A 17,742-nucleotide genomic window follows, 5' to 3' on the forward strand; every position below is an offset into this window, starting at 1 on the left:
CCCATTCAGCGCGCGACCTCGGCATCATCGGCCAAGGTCAGCGCCAGCCAGCGTTCGGCCTGCTCGGCGCCAAGCTCCCGGGCTCTTTCCAGCGCCGCCACGGCCTCCTCGTCCCTGCCCCAGGCATGGGCGAGCTGGCCAAGCCTCAACCAATCCTCACCTTCATCGCTCTTGAGTGCCACCGCCTGCCAGGCGGCCAGCGCCAGCTCACGATCCCGGGCGGCCTCCCAGGCCTGGGCCAGCAGGCGCCCATGCTCTGTGGTATCGGCAACCACCTCCTGTTCCAGCGCATCGCGCAGCCTCTCTGCCGCTCGCGCCGGGGTACCGCCGGCCAGGTGCAGGCGTACCAGCTGCAGCAGTTCCTCCTCGCCGGAGAGCGCCCCCAGCCGCCACCCTGCCTCCCAGATGGCGGCGGCCTGTCCATGATCGCCAAGCTGCTGGGCAAGCGCCGCCGTCCGCTTCCAGGCGGCGGGATCGCTGGCGCCATCCAGGCCGCTTCTCAGCAGGGCCAAGGCCTCGTCGCCACGCCCCGCACGCTGGTAAACCGTTTCCGCCAGCCTTCGCTGCCCAGCATCCATCACATCGTTCTCTGCCAGGGCACGAGAGATCCAGGTGGCCGCCTGCTGCCAGCGCTCGAGTTCGGCCATTGCCCTGGCCATCCTCCAGTGATCCCTCGCCTCACCGCCATGGCGCTCGAACCAGTCGGCCAACAGCTCGGCACCTCGCTCGACCTCACCGGCCGAGAGTCTCAGCCCGGCCTCTTCGCGCAACCAGCGGTCACTCTGCGCAGGGTCGACGACATCTATCTGCCGGGCCTCGCGCAACAGAGCGGCGGCAGCCACTCGATCACCGCCACGGGCTTCGGCATTCGCGGCCAGTTGAAGATAGAGTGCCCTTGCCCAACGGTCGGCCGCATTGCCCCCGGCCAGACGCTCTGCCTGGGCCCGCGACCGTGTCTTCACCCCATCGGCATCACCCTGCTGCAGGCGCTGTTGCAGCGACTGCAGGTCGGCAATGATATCGCCGGTCAAGGCTGGCGTAGCGGCCAGGGCGGGGGCCGATAGCAGCATCATGCAAAGACAGACGGTCAACACGCTATGCTTCGTGGACATGGCCATCACCTCAGCTGAAATTCCAGGCGCTGCCGGGCACGACGCAGCTGGTTGGCCGGCTCGAACTGCCAGCGCGCCACCGCCTGCTGTGCCGCCGTATCGAAGACACTGCGAGGCTGGGCGTCGATGATTCGTATGGAAGAGGGGTCGACGCTGCCATCGGGGCGAATCACGAACTGCAGTTCCACATGCCCTTCCATGCCACGGCGCTGCGCCCGGGCGGGATAATCGGGCGGCACGCGATTGGTCGGCGTAACCTCCCCCACATCCACGGGACCCTGAGGAGCCGGCTCTGTCGCGGCCTGCGAGGGTGCGGCAGGTGCCGACGACTCGACTGGCGGAGCCTCCGGGGCCGGGCGGGGATCCGGCTGGGGCGCAGGCGCTGGCTCAGGCTGTGGTTCCGGTTGAGGTTCTGGTTCGGGCTCGGGTTCGGCCACCGCTTCTGTCAGCTCCGGCAGGGACTCATCGAGCTCCACCGGCTCCCGCTCTTCCGGCGGCAACTCCGGCTCCGGTAGCGTAATGGAGCTTTCCATGGGAGGCGTCGGCTCGGGGAGCGGTGGCTGGACGGCTTCGGTCGGCGGCGGCAGTGGCGCCTCTGCCGGAGCCTCGGCGGGCTCTTCCTCGATCGGTTCGGGAGCTTCCACCATCGTCAGGGTCATGGCCGCATCGAGGAGGTCGAACTCCTCCTCGGGTGGCGATACCAATAGCGCCAACAACCAGAACAGCAGCAACGCCAGGGCGCAGCCCCCAAGTACCGAAAACGGCATTCGACTCATGGCGCTCTCCGGCTAGCGGCCACCGCCACCTGCTCCACGCCGGCTTCACGAATACGGTCCATGACCTCGATCAGCAGCCCCGTGGTGGCACCACGGTCGGCCTGGATCACCACCGAACCGTCGCCGCTGACCAGGGATGCCACCCGCTCGCCCACGCGGTGGGCGTCAACCGCCTCTCCCCCCACCCAGACGGCTCCTTCCGGGGTCAGGGCCACCATGACCTGTGCCTCCGGTTGTGGACTCGCCGCGCTGGACTCGGGGCGCTCGATCTCCACCCCACTCTCCTTGATGAAGCTGGTGGTGACGATGAAGAAGATCAGCATGATGAAAACCACGTCCAGCATGGGGGTCAGGTTGACCTCGTTGGCATCGCCATCCTCGGCGCTGAGCCGGCGTCTACGCATCGGTATCCTCCACGGCGCGGGCCAGGCGGTCATGCAGCCGCTGATCCTCGCGCCGAATGATGTGTTCCAGGCGACTGGTGAAGAGCATTCCCACCGCCGCCACCGCCATGCCGGTGAGGGTAGGCAACGTGGCCCTGGCCACGCCATCGGCCATGGCACGGGCCTGGCTGGTTTCGCTCATGGCCAGGCCATCGAAGACGGTGATCATGCCGGTGACGGTACCCAACAGGCCCAGCAGGGGGCAGAGCGCCACCAGCAGCTTCAACCAGGGCAGCGGCCGGCGCAGCCGGGCGATGAGTTCACGGGTCCAGACCTCACGCAGGGTACGGGCGCTCCAGCTCAGGTGGTCCTGGCGCAAGACCCAGCGGCGGACCAGGGCGCGTCGAGCCCGGCGATAGGTGATACGGAAGTACCACACTCGCTCCAGCGCCAGGCTGAACAGGACCATCGCCACCGCGGCAATGACCACCAGAATGACACCACCCGCCTCGACAAGCCGCTCGAGCGGCTCAAGCCAGAGCGGCAGCACGAGCGTGGCTCTCCGCTGTGGAACCTGGCGCTGTCGGGCCCTGCTCGAGATGCTCGGCCAGGGCGGCACTCGCCTGCCCTTCCACCACACCTGCCAGATGGCGGCTGCGTCCGGCCAAGGCCGTGTGGGCGAAGAGCAAGGGTACCGCGGCAATCAGGCCCAGTACCGTGGTCACCAACGCCTGGCTGATGCCACCCGCCATCAATTGCGGGTCACCTGTCCCGAAAACGGTAATCGCCTGGAAGGTGACGATCATGCCGGTCACGGTGCCCAGCAGCCCCAACAATGGCGCAATGGCCGCAATCAGCTTGACCAGCGGCTGGCCACGCTCCAGCTTCGGCATTTCAGCCAGCACCGCCTCGTCTAGGCGGGCCTCCAGCGCCTCGGGCACCTGCTGGCCTTCCAGGGAACGGAAACGAGCCAGTACCCGGCCAAGGGGGTTGTCGCCGCGCAGCTGGTCCAAGCCCTGGAGCTGCCGGCGCACCGCCCAGCTCACGCGTAGCAGGTAGCCATACTGCAGCAGCGCCACCAGCAAGCCTGCAACGCCGAGTGCCACGATCACATAGCCCACCGCCCCTCCCTGATGGAAGCGCTCCACCAGGCTGGGGTTCTGGGCAAGTGCCGCCAGAACCTGCCCCCCGGTCGGGTCCAGCACCATGACGCGGGAGTCGCCTTCATGGAAGGCTCTCAAGGTCGCCGACACCGACCGTGGCGTACGCTCGACCACCGCCAGAGCGCTGTCATCGGCACCGCGACGCAGCAACTCCCCGCCGCTGAAAGCCGCCAGATCGCCCAGGCGTACCACCTGGCGTGGCGCAACCTCCCCATCGGCATCAGCCACGGGGGTTTCAAATCGAATCACCCGGCCGGTTTCCGCCGTCAGCGCCATCAGGGTATCGGCGAAGGCTTCCAGTTGCCCCAGTTCCAGCACCTCCACGTCATCGAGCCGCGGCGGAAGGCCGGCACCGCCGACCACGACCCAGCTTTCTCCCAACGCATCACGCAGCTCCCCGCTGTGGCGCGCGACCGTCGCGAGCAGTGCCGTCAGGTCATCGCCCTGCTCCTGCTGTCGTGCATCGAGTTCGGTCTTGTCCTCCTCCAGCGCCTGTTGACGCGCCTCCAACACCTGACGCCGCTGCTCGGCCGCTTCGTGCACCTCTCGCGCGTCCTCCAGCGCCGCTTCGAGGGCCGCCCGATCATCCAGCAGCTCCATCAGCCGTGCCTGGTCACGGGCTTCAGCGCTTTCGCGATCGGTGCGCAGGGTGGTCAACGGCTCCGGCTGAGCCTGAGCCAGCGGCACCGCCGCCACGAGGGCACACAGCAACCACCCCATCAGCCATCCACTCCGTTTCATGAGCTTACCTCCCTCTCGGCGACCTGCTCCAGCGGCCGGGAAAGCGGCAGCGTCAGCAGCTCCGGGGCCCGCTGGTCACGAGAAATACGCAATCCCTTGCGCACTTCGCTGCGTTCGGCCTCGTCCAGCGCTTGCCACCGCCCTTCATCCGCCAGCCAGACGCCACCCGCATGGCCGTTCGGCGACAGGAAGTAAAGCCCGATCCGCCCTACGCGGAGATAGTCGACTTCACGACGTGAATCTTCCGTGTCCAGATAGCCGCGCCAGGCATCCAGCTCACGGCCGTAGTCCAGCTCGGCCCGCCAGGCCGACAGCGCGCGTTCCAGACGCTCCGGGGGAGGCAGGTCCGATGCACCGAGGCTCTCGATCCTGGCCTCACGCTCTTCCACCAGAAAGGGCAGATCCTGAGACACCCAGCGGGCAAGCCGCTCAACCATTCCTTCGGCCAGCACGGGCAGGGCATCTCGCGTGGCTGCCAGGCTGTCCAGCGCCTGTTCGCGGCGCGCCAGGCTCTCCGCCTGTCGCTCCAGCCGCGGCTCGAGCGCATCGCTGTAGCCATCCAGGTAACGGGTCTCCGCTTCCAGGGCGCGCAGTTCACGCAGCATCTCGCGCGCCTCGTCATCGGCCTCATCGATATGTGCCTGCAGCTCTGCCTGCTGGCGCTGCGAATCTCGAGCCTCCTGGTGCAGCTGGGTTTCGGCGGAAGCCGGCAACGCCAGCAGTGCAGCGCCGAACAGCAGGCAGCGCCAACACGCGGAGGAGTAGGTGAAGTTGTTACACACGTGGCTTCTCCAGCACATTCCAGCAGTTTGCCAAATTGGTTAACGGTCTTCGGATAACGGGAGCGAGCCAAACCAGAGGCACCCGCCGCCCCAGCTACGAGAATGACCCTTGCCTTCAACAAGACCCGTATAGGGTAACATCAAGAAAGCAAATGACAATACCTATCATTTGCATCAGCATGGCGTATCATCACCCATGGCAATGCTCTCACGTCGCCTGTCGGCGGAATTTGACAGTGGTCAAAGGCACCGCCTATATTCGATAATGACTTTCATTTAGATTTGATTGCTCCCCTACCTTCGAGTCTCGCCGCCATGAATACCGAGCGATCCCAGCTGTATTACACCACCGTCTTCCTGCATGTCTCCTTCCAGGCCATCAAGCACTCCATGGCCGGCAAGGAGGAGAATTCCATGCCCTGCTGGCTGGATACCAACCTGATCATGATGCTGTCGCGTGAGTTGCAGGAGTGCAGCATGAGCGCCCGGCCTTTCGGCGATGTCAAGCAGGCACTGGATACCGCCATCTATCACTGCGGCCTGCTGCTCGCCCAGTGCCCCGGCGCGCTCAACAGCCAGCTGTGCCGCCATCACCTCGATGCGATCATGACACCGCTCAAGGACGCCATCGCCGTCCTCGCGCCGCCGGCCCCGAATTCACAGCCATCCGGTACTTTACAGACCTACGCCCGCAAACTATTCAAAGGCTGGCGGAACAGTTGATGCACCCCTGCGACGCGGCCACCGCTTCTCGATCCAATGTCCAGGAACGGTAGCGGCGGAAAGCCTCAGAACGCCCAGTCCTCGTCTTCGGTGGCAACCGCCTTGCCGATCACGTAGGAAGAGCCGGAACCCGAGAAGAAATCGTGATTCTCATCGGCACTCGGCGACAACGCGGCCATGATCGTTGGGTCGACATCGGTGACACTGCTGGGGAACAGCGCTTCGAAGCCAAGGTTCATCAACGCCTTGTTGGCGTTGTAATGCAGGAACTTCTTGACGTCCTCGGTCAACCCCACCGCATCGTAGAGTGACTCGGTGTACTTCACTTCGTTGTCGTAGAGCTCATGCAGCAGTTCATAGGCGTAGTCCTTGACCGCCTGCTGGCGTTCCGAAGACGCCTCGGCCAGGGCCTGCTGGAACTTGTAGCCGATGTAGTAGCCGTGCACTGCCTCATCGCGGATGATCAGGCGGATCAGGTCGGCGGTGTTGGTCAACTTGGCGTGGCTCGACCAGTACATCGGCAGATAGAAGCCGGAATAGAACAGGAATGACTCCAGGAACACGCTGGCGACCTTGCGCATCAGCGGATCGTCGCCACGATAGCGATCGAGGATCAGCTCGGCCTTTGCCTGCAGCGGCGGGTTCTCCTCGCTCCAGCGGAAGGCATCGTCCACGTCTCGCGTGGCGCACAGCGTCGAAAAGATCGAGCTGTAGGAGCGCGCATGCACCGCTTCCATGAAGGCGATATTGGCATAGACCGCCTCTTCATGAGGCGTGCGCGCATCCTCCATCAAGACCGGCGCACCAACGCTACTCTGGATGGTGTCGAGCAGGGTCAGGCCGGTGAAGACGCGAATGGTCAACTGCTGCTCCTGGGCCGTCAATGTATTCCAGGAAGGAATGTCGTTGGACAGCGGGACCTTTTCCGGCAGCCAGAAGTTGCTGGTCAGCCGGTTCCAGACTTCGAGGTCCTTGTCGTCCTGGAGACGGTTCCAGTTGATGGCATCGACCCGTGATAGGCGCGGCGCCTTGTCTTGCATCGTTTGTGCGGTAGTCATATCTCAATCTCGTGTTGGAAGGGGCAAGGCCTGGGGCGTCCCACATGTCTGCAGGCGATGAGCTACCCCGGCAACAAGCCTCCGCGAGGGCGCTGTAAGCCCGTCCCTGGGCGCTACTTTTGCCATCCATGGCAAAAGACCCTCGCTGCGTCTTGTCCCCGGCACTCATCTCGCTCATTAAGCCGGGTGCTCTCCCCTTACAGGCTGCAGGAGACGCAGCCCTCTACCTCCGTGCCTTCCAGGGCGCTCTGGCGCAGGCGAATGTAGTAGATCGTCTTGATGCCCTTGCGCCAGGCATGGATCTGGGCGCGGTTGATGTCCCGCGTCGTCGCGGTATCGGGAAAGAACAGCGTCAACGACAGCCCCTGATCGACATGCTGAGAGGCTTCCGCATAGGTATCGATGATCTTCTCGGCACCGATCTCGTAGGCATCCTGGTAGTACTCGATGCTGTCGTCGTTCAGGTAGGGCGCCGGATAGTAGACACGACCCAGCTTGCCTTCCTTGCGGATCTCGATCTTGGCCGCCACCGGGTGAATGCTCGAGGTGGAGTGGTTGATATAGGAGATCGAGCCGGTTGGCGGCACCGCCTGCAGGTTGCGGTTGTAGAGCCCTTGGCTCATCACCGACGCCTTCAGCGTGCGCCAGTCGTCCTGGCCGGGAATGGCGATACCGGCGCGATCGAACAGCCCGCGAACCTTGTCGGTACGCGGCGCCCATTCACGCTCGGTGTACTTGTCGAAGAACTCGCCGCTGGCGTACTTGGACTTCTCGAACCAGGCGAAGCTCGTTCCGCGTTCGATGGCCAGGCGGTTCGAGGCGCGCAGCGCATGATAGACCACGCAATAGAAGTAGATATTGGTGAAGTCCAGCCCCTCGTCGGAGCCGTAGAAGATTTTCTCCCGCGCCAGGTAGCCATGCAGGTTCATCTGTCCCAGGCCAATGGCGTGAGAGCGGGCATTGCCATGGGCGACGGACGGCACCGAGCGCAGGTCGCTCATCTCGGAGACCGCGGTCAGACCACGCACGGCGATATCCACGCTGGTGCCGATGTCGCCGGCATCCATGACCTTGGCGATGTTCATCGAGCCCAGGTTGCAGGAGATATCCTCCCCCATGTGCCGGTAACCGAGATCCTCGTCATACTCGGTGGGGGTATTGACCTGCAGGATCTCCGAGCAGAGGTTGCTCATGTTGATGCGGCCCTTGATCGGATTGGCGCGATTCACCGTGTCCTCGAACATCAGGTAAGGGTAGCCGGACTCGAACTGGATCTCGGCCAGGATCTGGAAGAATTCGCGGGCCTTGATCTTGCTCTTGCGGATGCGTCCATCGGCGACCATCTCATGGTACTTCTCGGTGACGCTGATATCGCCGAACGGCACGCCGTAGACGCGCTCGACGTCATAGGGCGAGAACAGGTACATGTCCTCGTTGCGCTTGGCCAGCTCGAAGGTGATGTCGGGAATCGTCACGCCGAGCGACAGCGTCTTGATGCGGATCTTCTCGTCGGCGTTCTCGCGCTTGGTGTCGAGGAAGCGCAGGATGTCCGGATGGTGGGCGTTGAGATAGACCGCCCCGGCCCCCTGGCGGGCACCCAGCTGATTGGCGTAGGAGAAGGCGTCCTCGAGCAGCTTCATGATCGGGATGATGCCCGAGGACTGGTTCGCGATGCGCTTGATCGGCGCGCCGAACTCGCGGATGTTGCTGAGCAGGAAGGCCACCCCGCCGCCGCGCTTGGAGAGCTGCAGCGCCGAGTTGATCGCCCGGCCGATGGACTCCATGTTGTCCTCGATACGCAGCAGGAAGCACGACACCAGCTCGCCGCGCTGACGCTTGCCACAGTTGAGGAAGGTCGGCGTGGCCGGCTGGAAGCGACCGCTGACGATCTCGTCCACCAGCGAGCGGGCCAGGGTCTCGTCGCCGCGGGCCAGGGCCAGGGCCACCATGCACACGCGATCCTCGTAGCGCTCCAGATAGCGCTTGCCGTCGAAGGTCTTCAGCGTGTAGCTGGTGTAGTACTTGAAGGCGCCCAGGAAGCTCGGGAAGCGGAACCTGTAGGCATAGGCCTGCTCGAAGAGCGACTTGATGAAACCGGCATCGTACTGCTCGAGCACTTCCGTCTCGTAGTAGCCCTCTTCGACCAGATAGCCGAGTTTCTCCTCCAGCGAATGGAAGAACACGGTGTTCTGGTTGACGTGCTGCAGGAAGTACTGGCGTGCCGCCTCACGGTCGCGGCCGAGCTGCAGCTCGCCATCGGGTCCATAGAGATTGAGCATGGCGTTGAGCGCATGGTAATCCAGGACGCGGGCGGCGGAGTCGCCTCCGGCATGTCGCGACGGCGCGGCTACGCTTGTCGTTTCCAGGCTTCGTGTTTCCAAAACGTGTTCACTCCCTTGCGGACCTTGGCCACGTCGTCGGCGGTACCAAGCAATTCGAATCGATACAGTAGCGGCACCCGGCACTTGTCGGCGACGATGCGTCCGCCGAGACAGTAGGCCGTGCCGAAGTTGGTGTTGCCGGAGGCGATCACCCCACGGATCAGGCTGCGGTTGTGCTCGTCGTTGAGAAAGCGGATCACCTGGCCCGGCACCGCTCCCTCGACGCCGCCACCTCCGTAGGTGGGCACCACCAGAATATAGGGCGCGTCCACCTTCAGCAGCGGCTCATCGCGGCTCAAGGGGATGCGTGTGGCCGGCAACCCCAGTTTTTCCACGAAGCGATGGGTATTGCCGGACTTGGTGGAGAAATAGACGATCTCTCCACTCGCGGCGCCCTCCTTGCATGGGACTTCCGAATCGGCTTCATGCAGATGGGTGGCCAACATGAGCGGCCCTCCCTGTTATGCCGGATCGGCCAGCGCGGCCAGCGCCTGGATCCGGTCCGGACGAAAGCCCGACCAGTGCTCTTCGCCGGCCACCACCACCGGCAACTGGCGATACCCGAGCCCTTCCACGGTCTGGCGCGCAGCAGAATCTTCAGTGAGATCGATGACCGTATAGGCAATACCCTGCTTGTCCAGGGCACGGTAAGTGGCAGTGCACTGCACGCATGACGGCTTGCTGTAAATCTCAATCTTCATGATTATCATTCCTCTAAAGAGATGGACCGTTATGGCTCATGGTCACCTGAAGAAGCCCTCCGAGCCCTGCCATTCGCAGCGGCAGGTAGCCGAAGAGCTTCGTGCAAGATACACCATATATGGTGATGTCGGCCAATGAAATATCTACATATGGTAAAGGCCGAGACAAGGCGCCGCATCCACGCACACGTTGAAGAGCCGTGAACCAGCCCTGGATGCACGCCGGCGCTCAGGGGAGACGTGAGTGACGCTGAAGCAAATGATGGGCAATGGCGCCTTTCAAGGGTGCGGCTCGCTCAGCGACCCTCAAACCGACATGACGCAGGAGCCGCGCCGGTAGGCGATCATCGGTATACAGCGACACGATGGCCTGAGTCGCCAGATAGAGAGGGCGGGTCGCCAGACGGTGGTCGCGCTGGTAGCTCTCCAGCACATTGGGCGCGGCAATGTCCTGCCCCCGGCGTCGAGCGGCGAGAAGCCGTTCCGCCAGGCGCTGCTGTCCCTGCAACCCGATGTTGAAACCATGTGCGGTGACCGGATGCATGCCAACGGCGGCATCACCGATCAAGGCGAAACGATGGGCGACGAAGCGCTCGGCGTAAACGCTCACCAACGGATAGCGATGCGCCTTGCTGCGCTTCTCCATCGCTCCCAGACGGTGCGAGAAGCGCCGCTCCATCTCGGTGGCGAAGGCCGCCTCGTCCAGCGCCAGCACACTATCCATCTCGCGCGCTGGGAGGGTCAGCACCACCGAGGAGAGGTGCGTATCCAGCGGCAGCAGGGCCAAGGTCTGGCCGTGGCCGAACCACTCCCAGGCGGTCTGATCATTGGGCATGTCGTGCTGCATGCGACACACCAGCATCGTCCTGCCGTTGTCACGCATCTCGGCGGCGATGCCCAGGTGGCGCCGGGTCTGGGAAAATCGGCTGTCGGCGGCCACCGCCAGCTCGGCTTCGATACGGCTGCCGTCGTCGAGAGCCAGCCGCACGCCATCGGCGGCGCTTTCGATGCGTTCGAGGGCGGCCTGATACCAGTGGATGTTCGCGCACTCTTCCGCCGCTCGATAGGCAGCCCGGCGAATGGCGTGATTGGGCACCAACACCCCGAGGGGCTTGCGTCGCTCATGGCGGCCGCTGGCGATGGTCATGGCGAAGCGCGAAGCGCCGTTGAACACGCGAGCGTCACGCAGCGGCGAGCGCTCCTCGGCGGAAATGCGCCGCCATATGTCGAGGCGTTCAAGAATCGCCTGAGAAGGATGCGACAGCGCGATCTCGCGGCCATCGAAGGCCGCCTCACGCAACGCTTCGCGCGGCTGTTTGTCCACCAGCGCCACCTTCACGCCGTGCATGGCCAATGCCCGGGCGAAGCACAGCCCCACCGGCCCGGCACCGATGATGGCCACCTGAACACGCGTTCCGCCCTCCTCCACGCCTACTTCCAAGACTCCCTCCTGACAACCGGCAATTTGGGACGACCTTTACCTAAAAACGATTGCGAATCAATCTCTATTATTCGAAAATCCCTCCTGCCACAGCGTGGCACGCAAGCGTCCTTCACCGAGAGCGCGTCCGAAAACCGCATGAACGTCAGCCTCGCCCCTGCCCGTCAGCACACGCCGCGCGATCTTGCCCTCTATGGAGAGCGCTACGGTATCGACTACCGCTTTCCCCTGCAGCCCCCTGGAGCGGCTGGGCAGGCCGTTCTGCGCGGGCGCATTCTCGAACTCGCCCCGGCAGCCGGCATGCAGCTGGTCGCTTCGGACATCGAGGTATTGCAGCGCTACGATTCACGTTCGCACCGCCCTGCCCCGCTGTCGATCATCGTCATGCTGGAGGGGCATGCGGAGATTGGACTGGGTGAAAAGCGCCTTGCGCTCACCTCCGGCATGGCGCTGAGCGTGCGGCTGGACGAGCACGAAGGCCTGCAGGCCATGCAGCTCCCCAACCAACGCATACGCGCCCTGACCCTGGCGCTGGACACGCCACGCCTGGCCGATGCGCTTGGCGGCAGACGGCAACCGCCAGGCTCGAGCCTGCATGCCTGGACGTTGCCCCCCGGCTTGCAGCAACTGCTGGACCAGGCCCTGAATTCCCCTCTGGCCGGCATGGCATCGCGCTTGCAATGGGAAGGGCTGGCGCTTCAACTGTTGGCTCATGGCCTGCCACCAGAGCTGGACATATCCTCCGCCCGGCTTTCCCCCGGGGAGTGGCAGCGCCTGGAGCGTGTCCGCGAACAGCTTCAACGCTGTCCGGCACGCTCGCATCGCCTGTCAGCGCTGGCCGAACTGGCCGCCATGAGCCCCGCCACCCTGCGCCGTAAGTTCCAGGCGGCATACGGCAGCTCCATCTTCGATTTTCTGCGCGAACGGCGCCTCGAACGCGCCCGCGAGCTGCTGCTGCAAGGTCACGGTATCGAACGCGCCGCCCAGTGCGCCGGCTATCGGCATGCCAACAACTTCACCACGGCCTTCCGCCAGCGCTACGGCTGCCCACCAAGTTCTCTGCGCCGCGCAGACTGAGCGCCGCGCAGAGAAAGCTGAGCAGGCGGCAGAGGACGGCAACGCCCAGCGAAGGAATAATTCTCATTACCGATGAGATATCATTCCGCAGAGGAACCGTCATGCCGACACCCCGCCCACTGGCACTGAGCATCTCGCTTGTATCCGCCCTCGTCACAATCCATGCTCAGGCTCAACAGCCTGTGGAGACACAGGCCGAAACCCTGGAGGGCCTGACCATTACCGGGCAGGCCGCGACCAAGACCGAGACGCCGTTCGTCGAAACGCCGCAATCGACTTCCACCATCGAGCGTGAAGAGTGGGAGAGCCGCGGTGCACGGACGGTTCAGCGCGCCCTGGATTATAGCCCGGGCGTCTTCACCAACCAGATCGGCGCCTCCAACCGTTTCGACTACCTGGTGCTGCGCGGCTTCTCCGACGGCAGCCTGAGCAATACCTTCCTCGATGGCCTCAAGCTGATGGGGGATACCAACTCGCACAGCTCGATGACCGTCGACCCCTGGTTTCTCGACAGCATCGAGGTGGTGCGCGGACCGGCGTCGGTACTCTATGGCCAGGCTTCACCAGGCGGCGTCGTCGCGCTCACCAGCAAGCGTCCGCAGTTCCAGCAAGGCGGCGAGCTGCGCCTCTCCGCGGGCAACAACGCCCAGCGCAGCGTCGCCTTCGACCTGACCGGTCCGCTGGGCGAGCAACAGCGCGTCGCCTACCGACTCGTTGGCCTGGCCAGCGCCGCCGACACCCAGTTCGGCCCCGTCGAGGAAGAACGTTACGCCATTGCCCCTTCGCTGACCTGGGACATCAACGATGCCACCAGCCTGACGCTCAAGGCCTACCTGCAGCAGGATCCGGAAGGTGGCTATCATGCCGGGCTACCCTATGAAGGCACCGTGGTGGACCGCAACGGCCGGCGCATATCCAACGATTTCTTCGAAGGCGAGGACGAGTACGACCGCTACGAACGCACCCAGCGCATGCTGGGCTACGAGCTGGAGCATCGCTTCAGCGAGGCCTGGACGGGGCGTCAGCGGCTGAACTATCTCAATTCCGACGTGGTGCTGAATCAGGTCTATGCCTACGGCTGGGCACCCGGCAGCGACAGCGAACTGACCCGCTACTACTCGGGTGCCGACGAGTCACTCGAGGCCTGGACCCTCGACAACCAGCTCGAGGCCAGCCTGTCCACCGGTTTCATCGACCATACCGTGCTGGTCGGCGCCGACTATCAGCGCCGCGACAACCGCGTGGCCTGGCCCTCCGGCCTGTTCCCCACCATCGATGCCTTCGACCCGCAGTACGGTGCCGGGCCAATCGACATGTACGCCACCGTGCACGAGGACCACGAACTCCGGCAGACCGGCGTCTACCTGCAGGACCAGATGGCCCTGGGCAACTGGCGGTTGACGCTCGGCGGACGCTACGACTGGGTCGCTATCACCAATACCGACCTGGACACGGGCGATGCCAGCGAACTCGACGACACCCAGTTCAGCGGGCGCGCCGGCCTGCTCTACCTGTTCGACAACGGTGTCGCGCCCTACCTCAGCTACTCCACCGCGTTCACGCCGACCAGCTTCGTCGATGCCGAGGGCGACCTGCTCCCGCCGATGGAAGGCAGGCAGATCGAGACCGGCCTGAAGTATCAGCCGGCGGGAACCCGGGATCGCTACAGCGTCTCGCTGTTCCAGATCAACCAGGAGAACGTGGGCACCAAGGAACAGCCCACCGACCCCTATCGGGCCGTGGGCGAGATCGAATCCAGGGGGCTTGAGCTCGAGGCGTACACCCACCTGACCGACAGCCTGAGACTGCAGGCGGCCTACAGCTATACCGACATCACCTACAAGCGTGACGACGAGGGCAACCAGGGCAACCGCGCCGTCTACGCGCCGCGCCACCAGGCCAGCCTGTGGGGTCATTACGCCTTCCAGAACGGTACGCTGGCCGGGCTCGATGCCGGGCTCGGGCTACGCCACTACGCCGATATCCAGGCCGATCGCGCCAACAGCGCCGAGGTGTCGGCGTACACCCTGGTCGACGCCACCCTGGGCTATGATCTCGGCCGTCTCGGCCTCGACGGCATGAGCGCGCGCCTCAACGTCACCAACCTCACCGACGAGGAGTACGTCGCCTCGTGCAATTCGCTCGAGTTCTGCTACTTCGGCGCCGAGCGCGGCGTGCTCGGCACGCTGAGCTACGCTTTCTAAATCTCCAGCGTGCTTGCCGCAACGCAAACGCCCGGCTCCAGGCCGGGCGTTCATCATTAGTAACATGAGCCACAAAGGCGATCTTACCAGCGATAGCTGAGGCTGCCGATCACGCTGCGTGATTCACCGTAGTAGCACCAGAAGTCGGCCTCGCAGGAGGCGACATAGGTTTCATCCGTCAGGTTGTTGACGTTGAGCTGTGCCCGCCAGTTGTCGTCGAAGTCGTAGGCGACCATGGCATCGACCAAGGTATAATCGGACACCTCGAGGTCTCCCCCTACGCTGGAGCCAACGTGACGAATGCCGCCTCCCAGTTGCAAGCCATCGAGGGTGCCCGGAGTGAAAGCGTAATCGACCCATGTGGAGGCTTGGTGGCGCGGAATGAGATCCTTGCGTTGGTCACCTTCGGTACGCGCATCGGTGTAGGTATAGGCGGCAGTGAGGCGCAATTCATCACTCAACTGGACACGCCCCTCCAGTTCGAAACCTTGCGAGCGCTGTTCTCCCTCTTGCACTTGGAAACCACCCGGCGAGGTCACGAGGCCGTTACTCTCCTTGAGGTCGAAGATGGCCGCTGTCACATAGCCGTCCCATTGCGGCGGGGCGATCTTCACGCCCAGCTCCCACTGTTCTCCCTCGCGAGGCTCATAAAGCTCGCCGGTATCGTCCACGCGTCCCAGAGGATCGAAGGACTCCGTGTAACTCAGATAGGGATTAACGCCATGCCCACCCAGATACATCACGCCGCCACTCCAGGAGAGATGATTGTCATCTGACCGCTCCGTCACCCCGGTAGTACGGTCGGCGTTCTCGGTTTCCGCCTGGTCATAGCGCACTCCACCCAGCAGTACCCAACGGTCAGCCAAGCGCAGTTGATTCTGTAGATAGACCCCGGTTTGCTGCTTGCCGATATGACGCTCGACACGCTGATTTTGATCGATGGGCGTGAAATTACCGTATACGGGATCGAAGACATCGATGGTACCGAAGGCAAAACTATCGGCTTCATGGCCGTTCAGCTTGAGATCCTGATAGTCGACGCCAAACAGCAGCGTATTCTCGTAGCCGTCGCCGGACCAGATGCCGATCGTGCGGTTGTCGATCGTCCAGCTATTGATAGTACCATCGCGATGGATATGGCCCTGCCCTGCCTCGCGCGGCCCCTGCATCCCCAGCACATAGCTGCTGCGCAGCAGCAAGTCCAGTTCACTGTAGCGCAGGTTCTGCTCAAAGCGCCAAGCGTCGTTGAACCAATGCTCCAGCTCGTAGCCCAGTGCCCACTGGGTACGTTCATTCGTATCGTAGTCGGGTTGGCTGAGGTTGGTCTGGCGATCGATCCTGCCGTGGGGAGTGTCCTGAACGGTACCATAGGGCGGCTTGAAGGGATTGACGGGTACGCCATCATCCTTTTGCAGGCTGGCCAGTAGCGTCACGGTGGTGTCCTCGCTCAAGTCCACCGCCAGGCCGGGAGCGAAGTAGTAACGCTCGTTGCTCGTGTGATCGAGATCACCGTCGCGCTCCTTCCAGGTACCGACCAGCCGATAGCGCACGTCACCGGAGTCGGTAAGCGGCCCCGAACTGTCGACGCCGATCTGGCGATGATCGCGATTTCCGAGCTGCAGGTCGACCCTCCCTTGCCGCTCACGGGTAGGACGCTTGCTGACGACATTGACCAACCCTCCGGGCGGTGCCTCGCCGTAAAGGATCGACGAGGGACCCTTGAAAACCTCGACACGTTCCATGCCATAGGGCTCGGGCAGCCACTGGTAGAAGCCCTCGCGGTAGATACGCAAGCCATCCTGATAGGTGGAGTGATTGAAGCCACGTACCTGAAGCCAGTCGGTGTCGTTGTCCGATCCGTAATGGCCGGAAAGCACGCCGGCACGGTAACGGAAAGTCTCGTCGAGCTGCTGCACGTTGCGTGTCTCGAGCTCCTCCCTATCGACCAGGGAAACGGGGCGCGGCGTCTCGACCAGCGGCGAGGCCACCTTCAGCGCCGTGCCGACCACCACGAGAGTGTCCGTCTCGAGCGTCTCCTCTTCAGCCAACGCCTGTGGCGTCATGCCGAGCAGCACGCCCCCTATCGTAAGGCCAAGTGCGAGGCGTACCGCCTGCGCCAGTGCGTTCGGCTGAGAAGGAGGGCAAGCGTGGGACATGGTGTGCGACCTCTAAAAGGGGCTATAGCAGAGTGGGAGTCAGTATCGGATGGTAATTTACATCATATGACATATTAATCCGCTTGATAAATATAATGCAAACCATTAGCATTTAATGGCATAGACATAGATCCAAGGAAAGAACTTTCTGCATGCCAGTACGGCTCCCCCCCTTCCGGCGTCTCGGCCTGACTCTCGGCTCGCTATGGATGGCAGCCAGCCCGACAGCGGTCGGCGACAGCCTGGCCACGCTCGACTGGACCCTGGCCGAGACACTGGTCGCCTTGGGTGAACCGCCCGATGGGGTTGCCCAAGTCAGTGATTATCACAGCTGGGTCGGCGAGCCGAGACTGCCGAGCCGGGTAACCGACATTGGCCTGCGCACCCAGCCGAATGTCGAGCTGCTGGCCCGCATGGCCCCGGAGCGCATTCTGCTCACGCCCATGTTCACCCATTTGGCGCCTCGACTGAGCCGCATCGGCACCGTCGACAGCATGGCGCTCTATACGCCGGGAGACGACACCTGGGAGCAGATCCTCATCCTGACCCGGGAGCTTGGCATGGCGAACGGTCGCCAGGATGAAGCCGAAGCGCTGATTGCCTCCACCGAGGCGCACTTCGAGGCGCTGCGCCAAGCGCTGCCGGAAGAAGCGCCCCCCCTGCTGGTCATCCAGTTCATGGACGAACGCCATGTGCGGGTCTTCGGTGAACACGGCCTGTTTCAGGCCGTCATGGATCGCCTGGACCTGGAGAACGCCTGGCAGGGGGAAACCAACTCTTGGGGGTTCTCGCTGGCCGGTCTGGAGGCACTGCTCGAACTGGAGGCACGCCTGGTGGTGGTGGAACCCTACCCGACCGGCATCGAGGCCAAGCTGGCCAAAAGCGCTCTTTGGCAGCATCACCCCAGCGTCCGCGATGGCAGCTTGATCACCCTGCCACCGGTATGGAGTTTCGGCGCCCTGCCATCGGCACAGCGCTTCGCCGAGCTTCTGGTGGACGCGCTGGTACGGCCCGATGCTTGATAATCTCTGAACGGCATGTGAA

General features: G+C 63.6%; 16 protein-coding genes. 4 read left to right on the plus strand and 12 right to left on the minus strand.

Features of this window, described 5'->3' with window-relative positions; genetic code table 11:
* Window positions 1-5: 5 nt before the first annotated feature.
* The 6 genes from C1H69_RS17285 to C1H69_RS17310 are packed head-to-tail and all read right to left on the minus strand — an operon-like array spanning window position 6 to window position 4,957.
* The gene (locus C1H69_RS17285; RefSeq protein ID WP_240609984.1) at window positions 6-1,112 is read right to left on the minus strand and encodes a tetratricopeptide repeat protein; all 1,107 of its coding nucleotides are present in this window, start codon (window positions 1,110-1,112) and stop codon (window positions 6-8) included.
* Between the two features lie 5 nt (window positions 1,113-1,117).
* Window positions 1,118-1,888, minus strand: coding sequence for an energy transducer TonB (locus C1H69_RS17290; protein WP_102654629.1), 771 nt, complete (start codon window positions 1,886-1,888; stop codon window positions 1,118-1,120).
* Window positions 1,885-2,292 (minus strand): ExbD/TolR family protein, encoded by a 408-nt coding sequence (locus tag C1H69_RS17295; RefSeq protein ID WP_102654630.1) that lies wholly within the window; start codon window positions 2,290-2,292, stop codon window positions 1,885-1,887. The genes C1H69_RS17290 and C1H69_RS17295 overlap by 4 nt, the downstream gene beginning before the upstream one ends.
* Window positions 2,285-2,818, minus strand: a complete 534-nt coding sequence (locus C1H69_RS17300; protein WP_102654651.1) for a MotA/TolQ/ExbB proton channel family protein — start codon at window positions 2,816-2,818, stop codon at window positions 2,285-2,287. The genes C1H69_RS17295 and C1H69_RS17300 overlap by 8 nt, the downstream gene beginning before the upstream one ends.
* Window positions 2,802-4,175 (minus strand): MotA/TolQ/ExbB proton channel family protein, encoded by a 1,374-nt coding sequence (locus C1H69_RS17305; protein ID WP_102654631.1) that lies wholly within the window; start codon window positions 4,173-4,175, stop codon window positions 2,802-2,804. Before C1H69_RS17305 ends, C1H69_RS17300 begins: the two co-directional genes overlap by 17 nt.
* On the minus strand, window positions 4,172-4,957 hold the full coding sequence (locus tag C1H69_RS17310; RefSeq protein WP_240609985.1) for a DUF3450 domain-containing protein: 786 nt from the start codon (window positions 4,955-4,957) through the stop codon (window positions 4,172-4,174). The genes C1H69_RS17305 and C1H69_RS17310 overlap by 4 nt, the downstream gene beginning before the upstream one ends.
* A gap of 315 nt (window positions 4,958-5,272) precedes the next feature.
* On the opposite strand from C1H69_RS17310, the gene C1H69_RS17315 reads away from it, so the two are divergent.
* Window positions 5,273-5,680 (plus strand): hypothetical protein, encoded by a 408-nt coding sequence (locus C1H69_RS17315; protein ID WP_102654633.1) that lies wholly within the window; start codon window positions 5,273-5,275, stop codon window positions 5,678-5,680.
* Window positions 5,681-5,745: 65 nt separating this feature from the next.
* On the opposite strand, the gene nrdF is transcribed toward C1H69_RS17315, so the two are convergent.
* The 5 genes from nrdF to ubiM all read right to left on the minus strand — a co-directional run bounded on the left by nrdF (window position 5,746) and on the right by ubiM (window position 11,261).
* A complete protein-coding gene (gene nrdF, locus C1H69_RS17320) occupies window positions 5,746-6,738 on the minus strand; it encodes a class 1b ribonucleoside-diphosphate reductase subunit beta (protein WP_240609986.1) in 993 nt (330 codons plus the stop codon).
* Between the two features lie 197 nt (window positions 6,739-6,935).
* Complete coding sequence (gene nrdE, locus C1H69_RS17325; RefSeq protein WP_102654652.1) at window positions 6,936-9,104, minus strand: class 1b ribonucleoside-diphosphate reductase subunit alpha; 2,169 nt, start codon at window positions 9,102-9,104, stop codon at window positions 6,936-6,938.
* A complete protein-coding gene (gene nrdI, locus C1H69_RS17330; RefSeq protein ID WP_102654635.1) occupies window positions 9,086-9,565 on the minus strand; it encodes a class Ib ribonucleoside-diphosphate reductase assembly flavoprotein NrdI in 480 nt (159 codons plus the stop codon). The genes nrdE and nrdI overlap by 19 nt, the downstream gene beginning before the upstream one ends.
* Before the next feature lie 15 nt (window positions 9,566-9,580).
* Window positions 9,581-9,820 carry a glutaredoxin-like protein NrdH gene (gene nrdH / locus C1H69_RS17335; protein ID WP_102654636.1) on the minus strand — a complete coding sequence of 80 codons (240 nt, stop codon included), beginning with the start codon at window positions 9,818-9,820 and terminating at the stop codon, window positions 9,581-9,583.
* Window positions 9,821-10,049: 229 nt separating this feature from the next.
* Complete coding sequence (gene ubiM, locus C1H69_RS17340) at window positions 10,050-11,261, minus strand: 5-demethoxyubiquinol-8 5-hydroxylase UbiM (RefSeq protein WP_205738532.1); 1,212 nt, start codon at window positions 11,259-11,261, stop codon at window positions 10,050-10,052.
* 138 nt (window positions 11,262-11,399) lie between these two features.
* Here ubiM and C1H69_RS17345 point away from each other — a divergent pair, with 138 nt between their 5' ends.
* Entirely contained in the window at window positions 11,400-12,338 is a 939-nt protein-coding gene (locus tag C1H69_RS17345) for a helix-turn-helix transcriptional regulator (protein ID WP_102654637.1), read from the plus strand.
* 101 nt (window positions 12,339-12,439) lie between these two features.
* Window positions 12,440-14,542: a TonB-dependent siderophore receptor gene (locus C1H69_RS17350; protein WP_102654638.1), complete on the plus strand. Its 2,103-nt coding sequence runs from the start codon at window positions 12,440-12,442 to the stop codon at window positions 14,540-14,542.
* 83 nt (window positions 14,543-14,625) lie between these two features.
* Here C1H69_RS17350 and C1H69_RS17355 read toward each other — a convergent pair whose 3' ends face one another.
* The gene (locus tag C1H69_RS17355; RefSeq protein ID WP_422666908.1) at window positions 14,626-16,698 is read right to left on the minus strand and encodes a TonB-dependent siderophore receptor; all 2,073 of its coding nucleotides are present in this window, start codon (window positions 16,696-16,698) and stop codon (window positions 14,626-14,628) included.
* Window positions 16,699-16,850: 152 nt separating this feature from the next.
* Here C1H69_RS17355 and C1H69_RS17360 point away from each other — a divergent pair, with 152 nt between their 5' ends.
* Window positions 16,851-17,720 carry an ABC transporter substrate-binding protein gene (locus C1H69_RS17360; RefSeq protein WP_102654639.1) on the plus strand — a complete coding sequence of 290 codons (870 nt, stop codon included), beginning with the start codon at window positions 16,851-16,853 and terminating at the stop codon, window positions 17,718-17,720.
* Window positions 17,721-17,742: the final 22 nt, after the last annotated feature.

Origin of the sequence: Billgrantia endophytica (assembly GCF_002879615.1) — a bacterium.
GTDB classification, from domain to species: Bacteria; Pseudomonadota; Gammaproteobacteria; order Pseudomonadales; family Halomonadaceae; genus Halomonas; species Halomonas endophytica.